The 20,076-nt window shown below is 49.1% G+C and carries 8 protein-coding genes; 3 read left to right on the top strand and 5 right to left on the bottom strand.

What is annotated here, in order from left to right:
* Positions 1-7: 7 nt before the first annotated feature.
* From Q3C19_RS03205 to Q3C19_RS03185, 5 genes are all read right to left on the bottom strand, one after another.
* A complete protein-coding gene (locus Q3C19_RS03205) occupies positions 8-3,247 on the bottom strand; it encodes a TonB-dependent receptor (protein WP_302727221.1) in 3,240 nt (1,079 codons plus the stop codon).
* 18 nt (positions 3,248-3,265) lie between these two features.
* Positions 3,266-5,020: a RagB/SusD family nutrient uptake outer membrane protein gene (locus tag Q3C19_RS03200; protein ID WP_302727219.1), complete on the bottom strand. Its 1,755-nt coding sequence runs from the start codon at positions 5,018-5,020 to the stop codon at positions 3,266-3,268.
* 10 nt (positions 5,021-5,030) lie between these two features.
* Positions 5,031-8,063 (bottom strand): SusC/RagA family TonB-linked outer membrane protein, encoded by a 3,033-nt coding sequence (locus Q3C19_RS03195; protein ID WP_368045227.1) that lies wholly within the window; start codon positions 8,061-8,063, stop codon positions 5,031-5,033.
* A 105-nt stretch (positions 8,064-8,168) separates the two neighbouring features.
* A complete protein-coding gene (locus Q3C19_RS03190) occupies positions 8,169-9,995 on the bottom strand; it encodes a hypothetical protein (RefSeq protein WP_302727215.1) in 1,827 nt (608 codons plus the stop codon).
* A 441-nt stretch (positions 9,996-10,436) separates the two neighbouring features.
* Positions 10,437-14,708: a hybrid sensor histidine kinase/response regulator transcription factor gene (locus Q3C19_RS03185; RefSeq protein WP_302727213.1), complete on the bottom strand. Its 4,272-nt coding sequence runs from the start codon at positions 14,706-14,708 to the stop codon at positions 10,437-10,439.
* Between the two features lie 169 nt (positions 14,709-14,877).
* Here Q3C19_RS03185 and Q3C19_RS03180 point away from each other — a divergent pair, with 169 nt between their 5' ends.
* The 3 genes from Q3C19_RS03180 to Q3C19_RS03170 all read left to right on the top strand — a co-directional run bounded on the left by Q3C19_RS03180 (position 14,878) and on the right by Q3C19_RS03170 (position 19,472).
* A complete protein-coding gene (locus Q3C19_RS03180) occupies positions 14,878-16,365 on the top strand; it encodes an arabinan endo-1,5-alpha-L-arabinosidase (protein WP_288910170.1) in 1,488 nt (495 codons plus the stop codon).
* 141 nt (positions 16,366-16,506) lie between these two features.
* Complete coding sequence (locus Q3C19_RS03175; RefSeq protein ID WP_287641793.1) at positions 16,507-18,486, top strand: alpha-L-arabinofuranosidase C-terminal domain-containing protein; 1,980 nt, start codon at positions 16,507-16,509, stop codon at positions 18,484-18,486.
* A 41-nt stretch (positions 18,487-18,527) separates the two neighbouring features.
* Complete coding sequence (locus tag Q3C19_RS03170; protein WP_302727209.1) at positions 18,528-19,472, top strand: glycoside hydrolase family 43 protein; 945 nt, start codon at positions 18,528-18,530, stop codon at positions 19,470-19,472.
* Positions 19,473-20,076 lie beyond the last annotated feature (604 nt).

Genomic DNA, 20,076 nt, shown 5'->3' with positions numbered 1-20,076 from the left:
TTATTTGTTAGAATCCTATATTGACACCAAAAGTGAATGTACGAGTTTTGGGATACCACCATACGTAACTCATCGGTTTTTCAGGATCAAGTCCGTCAGGCAGACCGCTCCATGTATAAAGGTTATAACCACTAAAATAGAAACGGCATTTAGTCATACAAGCTTTGGCTATTAATTTTTTAGGTAGAGAATAGCCGATTTCTATATTACGCAATGAGAGGAAGTTACCATTCACAATCCAGATATCATTTTGATATGTACCTGTATCGCGGTCTGAGTCAATAGCGTTGAATCCGCCGTATGTCGGGCGGGGATATTTGGCATTGACGTTTCGTGGATCGTTCGGATCATCAGTATAATATCCCCAAGAATTAACTACTTCATGAGTACCCATGTTACTCCAACCAGAGTAGGATAATGCAGGAGAAAGGAATACGTCACGATTTAAATAGGCTGTCAGTACAGCACGTGCATCAAAACCTTTATAGCTGAAACCGAATGTCAAGGTAGGAATTAACTCAGGTATTACAGTATAAGTGTCTGGTACCATGTCATTCGAATCGATCATACGGTCTCCATTTAAGTCTTTAAATACGGCTGTTCCTAGTTTTTGAGCTCCGTTTGATGCACTATTATACGGATATTTTTCCGGATGGTCGATTGCATCCTGCTGACTGGTAGCAATCAGATTGGGGTCTGAAGCCCATTGTACGAACTTGTAGCGATTCCATCCTCCAACAGTATTGTTGAATGAGCTTTCGTATAGGGCTTGTACAGAAGTGTAGTCAAGAATACGATTACCAGTCTTACGTTGCCACTCTACGTTCGGTTCCGTTTCGTCCATTTCAGTGATCTTGTTAGTGTTGTAGGTTACCATACCTTGGAGGTAATAGCTGAAATCGCCGATGTGGTTCTGATGTCCTATTGTAACTTCAAAACCTTTGGTTTCAGCCTTACCGTATGAATCTTGAGCTACACTGATACCAAGCATGTCAGGTACACTTGTACGTGTTACCAAAATATTGGATCTCCATTCTTTGAAGGCGTCGATAGAACCATATAATTTTTTATTCCAAAAATCAAAGTCCAGACCTAGGTTCAACATATCAGAAATTTCCCATTTGTTGTTGGCATTTCCTGCCATAGTCTCTGCAAATCCGTTTACATATGAACCCGAATAACCGAATCCATACCCTGTAGATGAGCCATATGTATTCTGGTAGGGGTAGCGTCCGGCTCCAGTAACTGCTTGTCCGGCACGTCCATAAGAAACGCGGAGTTTTAACATATCTATTTTATCGTTTTTCAACCAAGGTTCTTCTGATGCAACCCAGCCTCCTGATACGCCATAGAATGTACCCCAGCGTTCATCTTTACGGAAATTGTCGCTACCCATGCGTGAAATGTTGCCAGAGAAAATGTAACGGTTAGCATAATCGTATGTCAGTTGGCCGTTCCACGATAAATAACGATTCGAAGAATTATATTGTGCATTATTAGGTTCCAGCACATTGTTTTGATTCCGATAAGAACGGGCAAAAGCACGTGCACTAATGTTGTGATTGCCGAAGCTGTTCTCATAGCTGAAGCCTCCCAACATATTCAGGTTGTAATAGTGAGCACGCTGATTACCACCACTACCTGATGTGTAATGCAAAGCGGTATATGAAGAAAACTTGGTATATTCTATCTGTGAGATATCGCTTACATTCAGGTTGGCATAATCATAATTATATGAATTGATGTCATTGGCTTGTGTTGTCTGGAACACTTCATACGAGTCGAAACTTACGGTTGCATTTACTTTCAGCCCAGGAAGAATCTTTTTCAAATCGCCGTTAACAGTTACTGTTGAATAGAGGTTACGGCGTCTGTTCTTATCTTGACCGGATGAGGCTAATAAGCGTCCTGCGTTATTTGCTGTAGACGAAGCATATATTTCTCCGTTTGGACAGTATACAGGTTCCATAGGATTAGCTTCAACGGCACCAAATGTTGTCAGATTGAATACCGATGTGAGCGGTTGTGAAATATTATCGATACGTCCGCCTAAATCCAATGATACATTCAAATATTCATTGACATCAATATCAAGATTAGAACGTAAGTTCCAACGATTCAACATGTGTGTCGTATTATAATCTTTGTTATAATTGGTCCATTTGTCATTCCACATACCTTCCTGACGGAGATAAGAAAATGATACGTAGTAGCGTGCACGGTCGTTACCTCCGTTAATCTGTAAGTTTGTTTTGTACATAGGAGCTGTTTCGCGATACAATTCATCAAACCAATTGGTATTGAAGTATTTGTACTGGTCCATTCCGGTCAACTGTTCTCCTTCGCACACACGACGGTACATTTCTATTTGCTCATCGGTATACATGGGTTGTAATCCGTCAAGATAACGTACGCGATTACGTGTTAGTGCCATGTTATATGAGTTCTGGTTTTCCATTTTGTTACTTAACATTTGGAATCCGACCTCTTGAGTAAAATTAACGTTTGTTTTACCAGCTTCTCCACGTTTAGTAGTGACAATGATGGCACCATTGGCTCCTCGCATACCATAAATAGCAGTTGCCGCAGCATCTTTCAGAATTGTAATGTTTTCGATGGGGAATGCATCTAGAAATGAAAGGTCGCGTTCAACGTTGTCTACCATTACCAGCGGAGCACGGGCACCACTGTTCATTGTACGAATACCGCGGATATACATAGCACTTTCTGTCCATCCCGGTTCAGATGACCATTCGTAAGTTTCTACACCATTAACTGTAGAAGTAAACGCATTCTGTAATACAGTAATAGGATGTTTTTGTAGTTCTTCTCCTGTAACAACCGAAGTTGCTTCTGTCATGATTTTACGTGTTTTGCGTCCGAACGGAACAGGCATAGTATGCAAATATTCATCAAGGTCTTCTTGAATTTCAATATTGAAGTTTTCATTAAATTCTGCTGGAACCTGTACGTTTTTATATCCGACACAACTTACGCATATTTCATCAGTTGGCTTTACATTATTTAAGCTGAAATAGCCATCAGCGTCAGAAAGAACGATTCGACTTTCTTCTGCTACATTGATGACGGCACCAGCTACGGGCTTACCTTCTGTGTCTACAATACGGCCTTTTAATATTTGCGAGTTTTGCGCATATACGTTGGCTGCTGCAAACAATAATGTTGCCGTCAGCAGTGTTTTGCCTGCTTTGGCTGTTTTGGTTATAATATGATTAACTTTGTTCATATTCTTATCAGATTAAGATTAATTCCACCCCGGATTATTCTCTATTCCTGTTTTCCAGTATTCGGTTTCTGGAATTGGATAAAGGTACATCTTCTCTTCGAATACACGCTTTTGGGTTACTTTACGTGTGATAGTACCGTCGCTTGCTACATCAATTCCGATGATGTCGCGTCCTAAAGCTTGTTCGGCTACTCCCCAGCGGCGTACATCCCAGAACCGATGTTCTTCGAATGCTAACTCGATTGTCCTTTCTTTGTGGATGAAGTTACGCATAGCATCTTTTGTTTTTAGATCAGCACGGTCGGCCACATTACCTGTAATGCCAGCACGATGACGGATCTGGTCAAGAAGGTTACATACTTCTTCGGTAGGACCCTCTACTTCGTTTAAGGCTTCTGCACGATTCAGTAGAATTTCTGCATATCGAATGTAAGTCCATAGACGGCGTGAGTTTCCACCATGCTCGTTGCTTAAAATCGTTTCAGGTATCAACTTGCGTACATAATAACCTGTTTGAGTTGCGTTGGCATTTCCTATCGGATTATCTCGTTGTCCGCGTACTACATTGATGACTCCGTTGCCCCAAGTTACTCCATTATATAGAATAGTCGCTTCCAGACGTTTGTCGCGGTTCTCCCACATGTGGGCATCACTATAGCCACTGGCTTCGTTAACGTCAGGAGTTGTTCCGTGATAAACGGGTGCACCTGTTTCATCGTATTCGGTGAATGGAGATGAACCGTCTATCATATCGTACATGTCAACTAGATTCTGTGAAGGGCATAAACCTCCATTTCCACCTTCTCCAACTGGAGTGTCATTAGCGATACCGCTCCAACCGATTGTTCCGTCATTACGATAGAAAATCATTTCTGTATTGTTTTCGGTATAAGGGGTCAGTAACCAAGCGTTGGTCAATGCTGCTTTGGGATCGGATTCATTGGTTATTAAAGCATAATTGCTTCCATAATCATCGATGAAACTTTGAGCTGCATCGGCTGCTTGCTGCCAGGTTATGCCAGACTCATTACTATAACGTGGACTTGCCATGTAGAGCATGATATGGCTATACAGTGCACGTGCTACGGGTTGCATAATACGTCCTCCGTAAGTGCTTTCGGTATTGTAAGTCATTAAGCCTTTTTCGCATTCCTGAAGTTCTTTAAGTACAAAGTCTATCACATATTCTTTTAAAGATGGCCGTTCTGTATAATCGCTTAATAGATCTCCGTCTGGATCAAGAACAGTAGTTACCAAAGGAATAGGACCATAACGCAGGAAAAGTTCCCAATAGAAATAAGCGCGGAAGAAACGTGCTTCTGAGATGTATTGTGTCTTTTGTCTCTGGTAGTTTTCTTCACTTAAATCGGTATCTTTAGGTACGTTTTCAATACGTTCAAGTATCATGTTGCATTTACGGATAGCACGATAGTAATGTTCCCAAGTATCGGTCAGCTCTGCTGCGCCTCCGCTTCCATAGTAATTCCCAATGTTGAAAGTGGTACGTACTCCTCCGCTGGCATAACTGGTATGTCCCAGATCGGTTGCAGCATCGAGCCATGAATTGTTGATGCGAAGTGCACCATGACGCAGGAAGTTATATGTATCAAAATGGAATTGCTCCATCAGCCCCCAATCGCTGAATACTTTGTCTCCTGTCAGCTCACCACTGGGTTGTTTATCCAGAAAGTCGCCAAACATTTCTTCGCAGGAAGTCAGCGTAGTAGAAGCGATGGACAATGTGAATAGACTGTATAATAATGTTTTCTTCATAATATTTCTGTTAGAAATTAATGTTTACACCAAAGTTTACGGTTTTCATGATAGGATAACGGTTCGAACCATTACTTTCGGGGTCTGTCAATCCGTCCAGATGATCCCACGTTACCAGGTTGTTTGCATTGACATAAAGGCGACAATTACTCATGCCTACTACTTTAATCCATTCTTTCGGTAGAGTATAACTCAGTTCGATGTTTTTCAAACGGACAAATGCACCGTTTTTCAAGAAGAATGAATTCTGTCGCTGGTTGTGATCACCATAGCTGTCGTAATGGAGCAGGGGATATTGGGCATTAGCTAGGTTGTATTCCTCGCTTTGTGCCGGATCCCAACGTTGCAGATGGTGTTCTTTCACTTTACCTCCGTTGACAAATGCATACATGGCTTCAGCATCGTAGTAACGGCTTACTTTGTTGACACCTTGGAACATGATGCTGAATCCCCAGCCTTTATAGTTGGCACCTAAAGTCAGGGCAAACATGTTCTCGGGTACATCACTATAGCCGATAAAGGTTTCATCACGTTCGTCAATGAATCCGTCATTGTTCATGTCGCGGTACTTCAAGTCGCCGACTTGGACATTGCCGAATGTAGAAGTAGGTAATTGTCCGCCATCGATATCGGCTTGGGTTACGAATCCGTCACAAACTAAGCCATAATATTGGCCAATGGGGTGTCCTTCCTGCTTGCGATATTCGGTCATCAGTGCAGGTTCGTCTTTCGAAGTGATTTCATTCTTGGCATGCGAGAAGGTAAAACCGACAGTATAATCGAAATCTTTACCGATTGTATTATGGTGTTTTAGTTCGATTTCATAACCTTTGTTGGTTGTTTTTCCCAGGTTTCCTGCAGCCATGTTTACTCCTACCCATTCAGGGCGTGTCTGGTAAGTGGTCAAAATGTCGTTACGTTTTTCGTAGAAGACATCCACATTACCATTGAGTAAACCATTGAACAAACCGAATTCGATACCGAGGTTGTATTTGTGAGCACGTTCCCAAGTTACTCTGTAGTTAGGATATTGTGCCTCGTAAATACCTGTCTGACCACTTGTTCCGAATGTATAGTCATTGCCTATTTGATTCCAAGCTTCTTCATAAAGGAAACGCTGAACTACGCCGTTCACGCTGTAGATATCGTTACCTACTTGTCCGTAGCTAGCACGTATTTTCAGATTATTCAGCCAGTTGCTGTACTTTTCCATGAAACTTTCGTTGCTGACACGCCATCCTACTGAGAATGCGGGGAAGAAACCGAAGCGTCTGCCCTTCATGAAGTTTTCAGATCCGTTGTAGCCGAAGTTTACTTCTGCCAGATATCGGTCATCGTAAGCATAGGTAGCACGTCCTACCAGACCTTGATAGCGGCGGGCTAGTTCATCGTTTACACGGTGGTCATTCTGGTTGTACAATACCATACCTGTTACATCGTGCTTGCCAAAGGTGCGGGCATAGTTCACTTGGGCTTCCATGTAGAGCTTGTAGTCGGCTGCATGCGATTGAGAACCGGCCAATTCTCCGTCCGAGTTGAAGCGGTTCCATGATTTCAGTTCACTAGGGTTGCTGGTGTCTGTCAGCTGATATGTGGCGAAACTCTTGCTGTAGAGTTTACGATTATACGAGTCGTAGTCGAACGAAAGCATCCCCTTGACACTTAAGCCAGGTGTCAGCCAATCCATCTTGTAGTCGGCGATGAAGTTGGTCTCGTTGATCGTATTGGTCGCACGGTAGAAGCCGGCTTCTGCCAGACGGCCTACGATGTTGTTCTGATATTGTGAAGTACCACCATAAATGGTCTCAGTCTTTTCGCCGTTCTGTACTTGGGCTGATACTGGGAAGAGCCAACCGGGAGTATGGTTCATTTCATAGAAGATTTCGCTATAGCCGCTCGATTCGTTTGAGTTGGGGCCTCCACGCTCTTCGAAACGAGTACCGAAGTTGACAGATACGGTCAAATCCTTGATCAGGAAAAAGTCCATATTAGCACGGAAGGCATAACGACGGAAGCTGGGACTTGAAGAGTTCCCATAGGCATCATTGCTTAAGTCTTTCACCAATCCTTGCTGGTCGTAGAGTTCGGCAGAGGCATAGTAACGCATACGTTTTGTACCACCACGCACACTGACGTTGTAGCGTTGGGCAGGAGCTGTGCTGTTCAATACTTCGTCATACCAGTCTACATTGGGGTAGAGCATGGCATCTACTCCGGTCAGTTCTCCGGCTACAGAGCGGCGGAACATTTCAATATCGGAAGCTCTGTATTGCGAAGAAAGTCCGTCGTTGGCCAATGCTTCTTCGAGCAACATCACAGACTGATAAGAGTCCAGATACGTGTCTGTGCGGGTAGGGCTTTGGATTTGCCAGTTGGCTGTTAGGCTGACTTCGGGCTTTTGCTCTTTACCGCGTTTGGTGGTAATCAGCATAACGCCGTTTGCACCACGCACACCATAAACGGCCGTAGCCGAGGCGTCTTTCAATACAGAGATGGTCTCGATGTCATCGGGGGCAATTTGTGAGAACTCACGTTCTACTCCGTCGACCAACACCAGCGGTTGGGCATCGCCAGCGAAGGTTGCACGACCACGGATGTAAATTTGTGTGTCGTCCGAACCGGGTGCACCCGAGGTCTGCGAGGTGATCACACCTGCGATTTTACCAGAGATGGCTTGCGATACGTTGGCTGCGGGCGATTGCAACAGTTCCTTGTTCGAAACTTGCGAGATGGCGCCCACGACGCTCTCCTTTTTCTGAGCACCGTAACCTACTACAACGACTTCTTCCAGCATCTCGCTGTCTTCTTTCAGGGTGATGTTGAAAGATGTTTTTCCTTTTACGGGAACCTCCTGTGTGGTGTAGCCTACATAGCTGATTTGCAATACGGCATTTTCGTTGACGGTCAGTATGAATTTACCGTCCAGGTCCGTAATTGTTCCGTTCGTGGTTCCTTTTTCCAGTACGCTGGCGCCGATGACGGTTTCACCTGTTCCGTCGGTTACGACACCACTAACTTGCTTGGTCTGTGCCCAAGCATTCATTCCTGCCAATAATAGAATTATTATCGGTAATAACCGTTGAAACTTTGCGTTCAACGCCTTATTCACTTTTATTCGATAGTGTTTCATACAGATTTAAGTATTATATTATTGCACAACGTCACTTGCATAGGGGAAATAGCCTACGGTACAGATGTCAAGACTTGCTCCTTCGGCAGTGAGGAATACTCCTACTTCGTCGGTCGAGATTCCTGTATGGCTGTATGTGTAGGGAGTCAGTACGCTGCCCGAAGCTGTTCTTATGATGGTGTTCATAGACAGATTGGTATTGTTGCGGTTGACGAACAAACGTACATAGGCTCCTTGCATATCGTTTTTGAAGGTATCCCAATTGAATCCATGGCTGATGTTGTCGCCCGAATAGTTGGCATCGCCCCAGCCGTAGGCATCGGCGCGCAGTACGAAGTATTCGGCATAGCCGGCACCGTTCAGAGGTACACCGTTGGTGGTTACCAGTATCCAGTTATTCCAATTTTTTTGTCCGTTGGTGCTGTTGGTGAAGATGATGCCGAACGGATATTCATTGTTGCCTTTGATGACGTAGTTGTCGGAGAATACACTCCACCAGCCGGCACTGCAATCTTCGGGACCTACCAGATAGCTGCCCGGCGTGAAGCTTTCGCCATCGGCATATACTTGTTCGGCATCCAGCTTGATGTAGTTCTTTTCGCCTGTGATGAATGCGCCTACCGTTTCTTCCAACTCGCCTGTGTAGCTGAAGTTGTATGTATAGGTCTGTCCGCTGGCACCTGTTACAACGGCTGCCATGTTGACGGTATTCTCGTTGCGTGTCAGGGTGACATCGACGTAAGCACCGTTCATTTCGGAGGTGAAGTTTTCCCAGTTGAAGGTGCTGTTGATTTGTGTGCCGTCGTAGTGGGCGTCTCCCCAGCCGTAGGCATCGCCTCGGAGTACGAAGTGTTCGGCATAGCCCGATTCGCCAAAGGCTTTTCCGTTGGTCAGCACGATGACCCAGTTGTTATAATTGGCGGCCATGTCAGTGTAGTTGTAGAAGCCGAAGTGAGCCGATGTCTTGAATTTGACCAACTTGGTTTGTACGGCAAAGAATCCGTCGGTGAAGTCTTCGCTTCCGCTGATGACCCAGTTATGATAGTCGGCTTCTCCTCCACTAGGCACAGCTTGTTCGCTACTGCCAATCTGATTGCGGTAGATTTTGATGTCGTCGATCCAAAATTCGGGCAGGGCTTCGTCTTCGGTACCGGCTCCTTCACCTATATACATATAGGCGCAGCTGGCCATGAACTGAACGATTTTGCTGAAGTCGAAATTGGTGACTGTTTCGTTGACACGCTGTTTGCCGTCGACAAATACATTGTATCCGTCGTTGCGTACGGTGAGGGCAACGTAATGCCATTCGCCGGCTCCGTCCAGCATACCTGTTTCCACATTTTCGGGGTTGAGGGCTTCGTATTCACCATCTACTCCTTCGTACGACAGCCAGCCGTTGGCTGTGAAAAACAGTTTTTGGGTAGCATTCTCGTTTTGGAAAGAGAACAGGGCGCTTGTCAGATCGTTTTCTTTTGTCTCGCCTGTTTCTTCATCGACAATCAGGGGTTGTTTGACCCAGAAGGTGAGTGAAACTCCGTTTTGAGCTTTGTAGCTGGTCATCGGATTGAAGATGCGCGCATAACCTCCGGGCAGGTGCAGTACTTTGCCACGTGCTTCGTCGTCTTTTACTACTTCGGGCACTTCGCCGTTGGGATAGGCGTAATAATCCATGCTTGTCGGATCGAATGCGTCATCCTCGAAGGTGATGTTGACTACTTGTTCTAATTTCGGATAAGTGTCGTTACCTGCGGGTGGGTCTGCTTTTCCCCACTCTTCACAAGCTCCGAATGAAAAAACCGTAAATGCCGCCAATAGGATGGACGGCCACTTTCTTGCCTTTTTCATAATATCGAATTAATAGTTAAACAATAAATGAGACTTTTTACGTGTTGCAAATGTATAGATAGATGTAAATATTGAGGTGGACAAATGGACTTGATAGGTGGACAAACGGACAATCAATGTAAAAACTACACTAATTGTATCGGTGAGTAGAAAGGTTATTGTATTGTAAATGTGATAGTTTTGTAAGAATTGTGTGTAGGAATGTGGTGTGCAGAATGGTGCGCCCATCTATTTGTTTTACGTACTTAAAAGGGATGCTTTGCGAGCGCTCACGAAGGACGCAAGTGTGGCTCACGAAGGACACAAGTGTGGCTCACGAAGGACACAAGTGTGGCTCACGAAGGACACAAGTGCGGCTCATAAGGGACACAAGTGTGGCTCATGAGCCATGCAAGCGTGGCTCGTACGGGGGAGTAGAGGAGGGGGACTGGGCTTTACTCCTTAGGCTTCTTTGTTCAGCAGTTCGCGGGGAGTGATGTTGAACTCCTTGGTGAAGCAGCGGGTAAAATATTTCGGATCGTTGAAGCCGACTTCGTAGGCTATCTCGGAGATGCTGGTGTCTTTCTGCCCGCGATGCTTCAGGAGGAGGTCGCGTGCCAGATTCAGTCGATAGTTACGGATGAACTGGCCTGCTGATTGTCCTACGAGGCTTTGCAGTTTCTGATTTAGCATGGTCTTGCTGACGCCTACTGCTTCGCAGAAGTTGGCGACTTCGAATTCGGGGTTCTTGTAGTTTTCCTTCATTACATCCATAACGTGGTTCAGGAATTTTTTATCGCCCGACTTTTCGTCGATGTTCAGTTCGTCCACCTGCATATTCAGGGCGAACTTCCGCTGATAGCGTTTGCGGTTCTCCAGTATGTTTTCGATGCGTGCCAGCAGCAAGGTGTCGTCGAAAGGCTTCAGCAGATAGTCGTCCACACCGACACGGTAGCTTTCGATGCGCGATTCCTGTGAGGTTTTAGCCGTAAGCATCAGGAAGGGGATGTGCGAGATGGCGATGTTGGCCTTTACCCTTCGTGAGAGTTCGAGGCCGTCCATGCCTGGCATCATCAGGTCGCTGATGATGAAGTCGACGGGGTGGGCATTGAGCACTTCCAAGGCTTCGATGCCGTTGGCTGCTTCGCTCACGTGGTATTTATCGCGTAGAATAGACCGGATGTAGGCTCGCATGTCGGCATTGTCTTCTACGACCAGTATGTGCAGCTCCTTCTTGGTTTCGCTTGCGTTTTCGGACTTGGCAACTGCCTCGGCCGACGGAGTAGAGGGAATAGCTACATGGGCTGTCGCATCTTCTTGTTCGATGGGCAGCAGAATGCGGAACGAGCAGCCGACGGTGTGGTTGTTGCAGGCATGTATGTCGCCGTCGAGCATCTGTATGATGCGCTTGCACAGGTAGAGGCCGATGCCGCTTCCAGTCTGTCCGTACATGGGGTATTTGTTTTGCCCTTTCGACTGATAGAAGCGGTTGAATATCTTGTCGATGTCTTCGGTCGGGATGCCTCCGCCTGTATCGCTGACACAGATGTAGAGGGTGGCACCGCGCTGGTCGGTGGGTGGCAGTTGGGCGATGTAGAGGGCGATGCGTCCGCCGTCGGGGGTGAACTTGATGGCGTTGCTCAGCAGATTGGTTAGCACTTTGTGCATAGCCTCCTCGTCGTACGTAAATTCGGGCGAGGGCAGGCGGTAGTAGTGCTTCAGGCTGATGTTGCGCCCTTTGGCAAAGACTTCGAAGGGGGTGATGAGTTCGTCGGCAAACGTCTGGAAGTTGTGCCGGCTCTTCACGATTTCGAGTTTGCCCGACTCTACCTTGCGGAAGTCCATCAGCTGGTTGACGAGCGAGAGCAGGTATTTCGAATTGCGTTCTACGAAGTGCAGTTGCTCGATGACCTGCGGGTTGTAGCTCAGCTTCAGTGCCCGTTCTATGGGGCCGATGATGAGCGTGATGGGAGTACGGAACTCGTGGGTGATGTTGGTGAAGAAAGCTATCTTGTCCAGTGTGAGTTCTTGTATTTTGCGTGCCATTTTAGCCAGCTGTGTTTTCTGGCGGGTGATTTTTTCGTTTTGCTCTTTCAGCATCAGGTTCTGTCGTGAAAGTTCTTCAGTTTGCTGTTCCAGCAGTTCTTTTTGTTTGTTCAGTTCGCGGGTGCGCTGTTCTACTTTCTGGTGGAGCAGTTCGCGCTGCTTGACGAAGTTGCGGATGCGCCATTGGTAGAATTGCCAAGTCAGTATCAGGGCTATGACGGTCATCAGCAGTACGAACCAAGGCTGTTTGTAGAAGTAGGGTTTGATGATGATTTTCAGTTCGGTCAGATTTTCCTGGCTGTTTGCATCGTCGGGGCAATACTTCACTTGCAGGGTGTAGGTGCCTGGCGAGAGGTTGGTGTAGCTGGCAAAGCGGCGGTCGCAGGGCACTTTGATCCACTTCGAGTCGAAGCCCACGAGGCGATATGCGTAGGTGGCTGTATGTTCGGACTCGAAGTTCAGGGCCGAGAACTCCAGCGAGAAGGATTTCTGTTTTTCGTGTATTTCGATTTCGCGGGTCACGGCGATGTCTTGTGGCAGTTGTTCGCTGCCCGCATAGATTTCTTCATTGCCTACCAGCAGGCGTGTGAACCTTACTTGTGAGGGCTGTTCGGGCACCGTCGGCAGGTCGTATTTAATAGAGGTCAGTCCTTTCAGATGGCCGAAGTACAGTTCGCCCTCGGTCGAATTGCAGGCGGCATTCCAATAGAATTGGGTGTCGGCCAGTCCGTCTTGTCGGGTGTAGTTGGTGATGTGGCCTGTGTTGGGGTGTAGTCTTGATATGCCGTTGTAGGTAGCTATCCATAGCAGCCCTTTGTCGTCTTCGAGTATTCCTCGGACGCTGTTGTTGGCCAGTCCGTGTTGAGTGGTGTAGGCGGTAAAGGTTTCGTTGCCTTGTTCGTCGGTGCTTCGCCGATAGATGCCGTTGCCGTTGCTGCCCAGCCATAGCGTGCCGTCTTTGGCCTGATACATACAGGTGATTTTCTCCACTTGTCTGGAGGTGGGGGTGTCCAGTTTGTACTTCAGATGGCGGTATTCGAAGTAGGTGTTGTCGTCCGATTGCGGGCGTGTGTGCAAGTCGATGATGTAGACACCGTCCATGCACCCCATCCACAGGTGTCCTTCCTTATCGACGAGCGATCCGATGCAACCGCGTATGTTGGCGTTCACCTGTTCGGGCAGGGGCAGGATGAACTTGCTTTGTTGCAGGTCGTAGAAGTAGATGCCCTGGTTGGTGCCTATCCACATGCCGTTGTTGATGGAGTCGTACGTCAGTGCGCCGATGAAGCTACCGGGATATTTGTTGTCGTCGGAAGGCGAGAAGATGCTCTTCAGCACACGGCGTGGATTTTTGTGGTCGAGCAGGTTGATGCCTCCTCCCCAGGTTCCTACCCACAGGCGACCTTGTGGATCGGTGGTGATGGCGCTGACCGAGTTGTGGCTCAGTATGCCGTCTTCGTGCGTATAGTGTGTGAAGCTGTCGCTTCCTTTTTCTTTTCTGTTCAGTCCGCCTTCTACGGTTCCAGCCCACAGGGTACCTTCATGGTCTTCGTAGATGGCGTTTACGGGGTTATGCGACAGGGTATGACTGTTTTGCGGGTCGTGGCGATAGTTTTGTATAGACAGGCGCTTGGTGGTAAACTTATTGATACCTCCGTTGTCGGTGCCTATCCAGATGTGGTTGCCTTCGACAGTGATGCAGTTGACGAAGTTGCTGTTCAGCAGGTTGCTGCCAGTGTGCGAGTATTCGTTTTCGATTCGTTCGAAGTTGTCTTTGATGGGGTTGTAGACGTTGAGGCCTTTCAGACTACCGATGATGAGCTGCTTGTCGCTGGTGATGGCCAGATCGGTCAGGTAGTTTTGCGATAGTGAGTAGGGGTCGTGTGGCTGGTGTTGGTAATGCTTCACAATGTTCTCTTTCTTGTTGTATCGGTACAGTCCGTAGTTGGTCGTTATCCAAAGTTCGTTTTCCTTGATGATGAAGTCGTTGAAGTATGTATCGGCCTTGAAGGAGAAGCTGCCTGTGATGGGGTTGGCGGTGAGCTTGCCTTGGGTGTCCATGCTTACTTTGTACAGTTTTCCGTTGAGGCCCATCCATATTTTTCCGTCGGCGTCGAAATCGCACAGGATGGCTGCATCGCGGAAGGAGCTGTTGGTTTGCAGTGAGCATACGTTGCGTATGCCTCCTTGCTCGTCCAGTTCGATGCGGTGCAGAAATTTGTCGGCATACAGCCAGATGTAGCCTTGCATATCGTTCAGAATGTAGGAAGCGGGTTGCCATGCCAGTTCCTGATGTGGGAGACCTTTCAGCAGCGGAACGGGGCGCAACGTGTTGAGGTCGATGATGTCGGTTCCGCCTTCCGAAATCACCCATAGGCGTTGGAAGCGGTCTTCGAAGACCCTGTACACGAAATTGCTTTTCAGCGGACAGTGGGGAGTGCTAACGCTGAAGTTAACAAAACCGTAACCGTCGTATCTTGATAGGCCACCTCCTTGTGTCGAAATCCAAAGAAAGCCGTGGCTGTCTTTGTAGATGTCGTCGATGAAGTTGTTGGGCAGTCCCTCGTTCATGGTGATGTACGAGATGTTGTATCGGTCGGCAAACGTTTCTTGTGCCCATGCTGAGGCGGGGCACGACAGAAACAGACTGTATAATATAATAAGGTACAGGTTGAGATTTGTTTTCATTTTTCTTGGTATTAGTGCTGGCAAAGATAATGGATTCGGCGAGATGTGAAAGTATGTGTGGCGGGCTTTTTGCCTCTGGTGGCCTATTGTCCACCTAAAAAGTTCGTTTGTCCACCTTTCGAAGTTGGGTCGGTGCGTATTTTTGCTAAAAAATAAAAATGCTGGTATTATGAGAAACCTTTTCTGCCTGACTGCAGGTTTAGCGAGTCTCTTTTTAGTGAGTTGTTCTCAGTCGGCTTTTGTACCGACTGCTTCGCCCAATCCCTGGAGCGACGATTATCATCATGTGTCTGCGATGGAGGACTACCGTCAATGGGGAACGTACAACGTTCACGACCCTTCGTGTCGGAAGATTGGCGACTATTATTATATGTACTCCACCGACGCCATCTATCGTGAAAACCGCAAGCAGGCCGAAGAAAAGGGCGTACCCTTGGGCTACATTCAGATGCGCCGTTCGAAGGACTTGGTGCATTGGGAGTTCCTCGGATGGGCATTCCCCGAGATTCCTCGCGAAGCCGTCGAGTGGGTGCACGCTCATGCGGGAGGGCAGGGGGCTACCAACATCTGGGCGCCCTACATCGTTCCGTATAAGGACAGATACCGACTTTATTTCAGCGTTTCGGCCTTCGGTCGGAAAACGTCTTATATAGGGCTGGCCGAATCGGCTTCGCCCGAAGGTCCCTGGAAGCAGATGGGATGTGTAGTCCGGACGGATGAAACGACAGCAATGAATGCCATCGACCCCAGCGTCGTGGTTGACCCTGCGAACGGAAAATGGTGGTTGCATTATGGTTCCTTCTTTGGTGGCTTGTATTGCCTGGAGTTGAATCCGTCGACCGGGCTTCCGCTGGTCGAGGGCGACAAGGGGCACCTGATAGCACGCCGCGCCAATTATCGGAAAGACAATCTGGAGGCTCCCGAAATAATTTATCACCCCGAACTGAAGCAATACTACCTCTTTACGTCGTACGACCCGCTGATGACCACCTACAACGTGCGCGTAGGCCGTTCGGACAAAGCCGAGGGACCCTTTACCGACTTCTTCGGCAAGCAGCTGAAGGATACGACCAACAACTTCCCCATACTGACGGCTCCGTATCGCTTCGACAATCATCCGGGCTGGGCGGGCACGGCGCATTGCAGCGTCTTTACGACCGACGACGGACGATTCTTCATGGCTCATCAGGGGCGTCTTTCGCCTCACAACCTGATGATGGACTTACACGTGCGTCAGGTGTTCTTCACCGACGACGGATGGCCTGTCGTGTCGCCCGAACGCTATGCCGGCACTCAGCCTCGCCGCTTCAGGGCGGCCGACCTCGTAGGCGAGTGGGAGGTAATCCGTGTGCAGGAGCCCCTGTACGAACGTCGCCTGGAGGCTGGACAGATTCTGTGGGGCGAAGGCGAACTGAAGGAGGAAGAATGGAACCGCTCGCGCAAGTTGCAGTTTGCCAAGGGCGGAGAGCTGGCCAACGGGGCAGGTAGTTGGGCCTTTGTCGAGGACAAGCAAGGCCTTACGCTGACGCTCGACGGCGAGCCGATCGACAACCTCATCGTCTTTGCCGGCCACGACTGGGAGAACGAACAGGAAACGGTACTCTTCACTGGACTCGACGCTCGCGGACGCTCGGTGTGGGGAAAGAGGGTGAAGTGAATGAAGAACGAAGAATGAAGAACGAGAGAGGAGGAGGAAGGCTTCTATTATTCTAATTTACTTAACTGTAACTGTAATACTGTAACGCTATAACTGTGGAAAATATTTGAAAACCAAAAACTTACATTAAAAATAATAACCATGATGAAAACCAAAAGACTACTGACGACGATGGCGCTGGCCGTGGGCATGACCCTGCAGGCGCAGACGCACGAGTTTGTCATTCAGACAAAAAAAGTGGGCGCCGAGATTCAGCCCACCATGTACGGACTCTTTTTCGAGGACATCAACTATGCGGCCGACGGAGGCCTGTATGCCGAACTGGTGAAGAACCGTTCGTTCGAGTTTCCGCAACACCTGATGGGGTGGAAGAGCTTCGGCAAGGTGACGGTGAAGGACGACGGCCCCTTCGAACGCAATCCGCACTACGTACGCCTAGCTTACGCCGGACACCCGCACAAACAGACGGGGCTCGACAACGAAGGCTTCTTCGGTATCGGCGTCAGTCGCGATGCTGAATATCGCTTCTCGGTGTGGGCACGCATCCCCGACGGCAAGGAGGCCGGAAAGATTCGCGTCGAACTGGTAGACACCAAGTCGATGGGCGAACAGCAGGCCTTTGCCACCGCCACGCTGGACATCGACTCGAAGGAGTGGAAGAAGTATCAGGTGGTGCTGAAGTCGCCCGTAACCAATCCCAAAGCCGTGCTCCGCATCTTCCTGGCATCGCCGCAGACAGTCGACCTGGAGCATATCTCGCTCTTCCCCGTCGACACCTGGAAGGGGCACGAAAACGGCTTGCGTAAAGACCTGGCGCAGGCGCTCGCCGACCTGAAGCCCGGCATCTTCCGCTTCCCCGGCGGATGCATCGTCGAGGGTACCGACCTGGCCACCCGCTATAATTGGAAAAACTCGGTAGGCCCCGTCGAGAACCGTCCGCTGAACGAAAACCGCTGGCAGTACACCTTCGCCCACCGTTTCTATCCCGACTATTATCAGAGCTACGGACTGGGCTTCTACGAGTTTTTCCAGCTGTCCGAAGAGATTGGTGCCGAACCGCTGCCGGTGCTGAGCTGCGGCCTTGCCTGCCAGTTCCAGAACCCCAATGCCGACGCCCATGTGCCCGTTGGCCAGTTGCAGGACTACATACAAGATGCGCTCGACCTGATTGAGTTCGCCAACGGCGATGCGACGACCACCTGGGGCAAGCTGCGTGCCGACATGGGGCATCCCGCTCCGTTCAACCTGAAGTTCATCGGCATCGGCAACGAACAGTGGGGCAGCGAGTATCCCGAGCATCTGGAACCCTTCGTCAAAGCCATCCGCGAGGCCTATCCCGACATCAAGATTGTGGGCAGTTCGGGTCCCGACTCCGAAGGAAAGCAGTTCGACTACCTGTGGCCCGAGATGAAGCGTCTGAAAGCCGACTTGGTGGACGAACACTTCTACCGCCCCGAATCGTGGTTCCTCAGTCAGGGCGCGCGCTACGACGGCTACGACCGCAAGGGACCCAAAGTGTTTGCCGGCGAATATGCCTGCCACGGCAAGGGCAAGAAGTGGAACCACTTCCACGCCTCGCTGCTCGAAGCTGCCTTTATGACGGGGCTTGAGCGCAATGCCGACATCGTTCACATGGCTACCTATGCTCCGCTCTTTGCCCACGTCGAGGGCTGGCAGTGGCGCCCCGACCTCATCTGGTACGACAACCTGCGCTCCGTACGCTCCGTCAGCTACTACGTGCAGCAGCTCTACGGGCTGTATAAGGGTACCCACGTGCTGCCGCTGACCATGGACAAACGCGCCGTGACGGGTGCCGAAGGCCAAGACGGACTCTTTGCCAGCGCAGTGGTCGACAAGGATAAGAACCAGTACATCGTCAAGGTGGCCAACACCTCGGACAAGGCGCAGAGCATCCAGCTGACCTTCGACGGCATGAAGAAGAAAGCTGCCCTGACCGCCGGACGCTGCATCAAGCTGGCCTCGCCCGACCTGGACAAGGACAACAGCCTCGACGCTCCTTCGGCCATCGTGCCCCAGGAATCGGCGCTGACAGTCGAAGCGCAGGGCGCGCGTGTAGAAATCGAACCGAATACATTTGCTGTTTATATCTTTGAACTGTAATCTTTATGCAAATACAGAGTTTTTTTAAGGTTGTTGTTTCAATGGTAACTTTTTGGCTGGCAGCTCCTTGCGGGCTGTCGGCTCAAAAAGATACCACGTTTGTGGCCAGCGGCAATCCGCTGGTGAAGTACAAGTATACGGCCGACCCCGGCGCCATGGTTCACAACGGCAAAGTCTACATCTATGCCGGCCACGACGAATGTCCGCCCACGGCCGAACACTACTTGCTGAACGAGTGGTGCGTCTTCTCCTCGTCCGACCTGAAGACGTGGACCGAACACCCCGTCCCCCTGCGAGCCAAAGACTTCGCCTGGGCCAAGGGTGAAGCATGGGCCAGTCAGGTCATCGAGCGCGACGGTAAGTTCTACTGGTATGTGACTGTCGAGCACGCCACCATCCCCGGCAAGTCCATCGGCGTGGCCGTGTCCGACTCGCCCACGGGGCCCTTCGTCGACGCCCGCGGCTCGGCCTTGATAACCAACGACATGACCACCGAGCGCAGCAAAAGCTACTGGGACGACATCGACCCCACCGTCTTCATCGACGACGACGGACAGGCCTACCTGTATTGGGGCAACACTCAGTGCTACTACGCCAAGCTGAAGAAGAATATGATCGAGCTGGACGGCCCCATCGTGCCCGTCGACCTGCCTCGCTTCACCGAAGCCCCCTGGCTGCACAAGCGTGGCGACAGGTACTACCTGTCGTATGCCTCGGAGTTCCCCGAGAAAATCTGCTACGCCATGAGCCGCAGCATCACCGGCCCGTGGGAGCACAAGGGCGTCCTGAACGAGCTGGCCGGCAACTCCAACACCAACCATCAGGCCATCATCGAGTTTGGCGGCCAGTGGTATTTCATCTACCACAACGGCGCCATCAACCCCACGGGTGGCAGCTTCCGCCGTTCGGTGTGCATCGACCGCCTCTACTACAACGAGGACGGCACCCTGAAGCGCGTGCAGATGACGACCGAAGGCATCTGGTAAGAAACAAGCCGCAAGCGAAAAAGGCCGGTATCGGAATACCGAAAAAAAGACTGCCGCAGGCGATCGGAAATGGGTCGCCCGTGGGCAGTCTTTCTTTTTTTTGAAAAAAACTAACTGTAATCTGTAATACTGTAACGCGGAAGTCGGGGATCGGGGAGAGGAAAGTGGGGGAGGTAACCGTAGCCTTCCCTCTTTTTTCCCTTCTTTTTTTACATTGTACAACTAATTACTCCGAACGTCGTGCTAATAGCCGTCAGAATCTTGATTAAGGTCTGAATGAACATTTTTCCAAATAGATTTCTTGTTTATAGCAGTTTTGAGTGTTTTAATGGTAGTTGACTCAGTAACTTGTCTTTTTGTCCTTCTTTTGTCAGAATAGGGATACAGGCAAATTAATAGAAAGTTATAAAAGTTTATATTTGGCGTGAAATTTGTTAGCAATACTTCGGTAAATTTTTACCGATAAATTAAAATTAAACATAGAATCGGCATAATCCGGTTCAAAATTATATTCAAGAGATCATTGAAATACTGTCAAGAATAAATCGTCAAGGAGTAAGAAAAGGGATGAAAAAGATATGCTAAACAGCTGAAAATTAACAGA

The organism is Bacteroides sp. ET489, assembly GCF_030518095.1.
In the GTDB taxonomy this organism is placed as follows: domain Bacteria; phylum Bacteroidota; class Bacteroidia; order Bacteroidales; family Bacteroidaceae; genus Bacteroides; species Bacteroides ndongoniae.
The sequence above is the reverse complement of the archived record's forward strand: the minus strand, read 5'-3'. Positions and strand labels throughout refer to the sequence as shown.